The following is a 1,238-nucleotide window of genomic DNA, read 5'->3' on the forward strand; positions in this document are numbered from 1 at the left end:
TGGTGGCCGGGAGCGGCCCGTCGCGCAGGTCGTGCACGGAGGTGGGCGCCCGGTCGGCGGCGAGCGCGCGGACGTGGGCCAGTTGGCCGGCGGGCGCGGTGCCGTCGGTGACCAGGACGAACCGGTCGGCCGCGAGTGCACCGAGCCGCGACCCGAGTTCGGCCCACGACGGCTCGCCGCCGCGCACCGCGAGGAGGACCTGTGCGGCGCCGGCCTGGATCCGACGGTCGAGCCGGACTGTGCGCTGCATGGTGGTCTCCTCCCGGCCGAACCGGCCGAACCGGCCGAACCGGCCGGACTGCTTCGAACTTCGACCTCCACGCTGCGCCGCCCGCCGCCCCGCCCGCCTGAGCCGCCGGCCCCGATCACGCCCCGCCCTCGCCCGGGACGGGCACGGGCACCCGCCCAGGAAGGAGTCCCGACGTGACCGCCACCGCCACCCGCTCGGCGGTCTCCTTCGCACCGGAACCAGGGACCGGTACCGGGCGTCCGAACTCCCAGAGCGCCGTCGTCCGCCGCCGGGAGGGGTTTCGGATCGTGAGGATCGTGTTGTGGGCCGTCGTCGGGGTCCTGTTCACGCTGCTCCCACTCGTCCACTGGCTGCTGCGTGCCCGATCGACGCCGCTCCGGGCATCCGTCGCCGCCGGGCTGAGGCTCTGGCTGGCGCTGGTGCTCGCGGTGGCGTTCGACCTGCTGTGGCTGCGGAGCGAGGCCGAGCTGTACCTGCTGTACACGCCGCTCGCCGAACTGGTCGTGCTGGTCGGCCTGTGGCTGGACCGGCGGATCGTCGGCCCGCGCACGGAGCGCCCGGCCGGCTGGCCCCGGGCGGCGGGCATCGCCTTCCGTTGCCAACTGGCCCTCGTCCTCCTCGCGACCCCGCTGCTCGCGCTCGTGGCCTTCCACGAGGCGCAGATCCCGTCCGCGAAGGCGGTGCCGAAGCCGCCGCCCGGCTACACCGTCCTCGACGCCCGCGAGGACTGCGGCAACGGCCACGGCACCGTCTGCTGGCGCACGCTCTACCTGGCGGGCCCGCCCGACGTGCCGACGGCGGAGGCCGCCGACCGCCTCCGGCCCCGGCAGCGGTGCGAGGCGAACGGCTGGCTGCTCGACCGCCGCGACCTCTGCACCGAGGTGAGCACCGACGGCGCCAGGATCGTCTACCGCGTCCTCCTCGGCGGCTCGGTCTAGATGAGTGATGCCAAGGGTTAGTGGTCGTAGGCGATCAGCGAGCGCATGAC

General features: G+C 75.0%; 2 protein-coding genes. One reads left to right on the forward strand and one right to left on the reverse strand.

All coding sequences use genetic code 11. The features are described 5' to 3' along the window. Window positions 1-250: hypothetical protein (locus ABD308_RS16480; RefSeq protein ID WP_344334213.1), on the reverse strand; the 250-nt coding region annotated here is incomplete at its 3' end. A 287-nt stretch (window positions 251-537) separates the two neighbouring features. Between ABD308_RS16480 and ABD308_RS16485 the strand changes: the two genes are divergently transcribed. After that, window positions 538-1,188: a hypothetical protein gene (locus ABD308_RS16485; protein WP_344334215.1), complete on the forward strand. Its 651-nt coding sequence runs from the start codon at window positions 538-540 to the stop codon at window positions 1,186-1,188. The last annotated feature ends 50 nt before the right edge of the window (window positions 1,189-1,238 follow it).

Origin of the sequence: Kitasatospora putterlickiae (assembly GCF_039527695.1) — a bacterium.
In the GTDB taxonomy this organism is placed as follows: Bacteria; Actinomycetota; Actinomycetes; order Streptomycetales; family Streptomycetaceae; genus Kitasatospora; species Kitasatospora putterlickiae.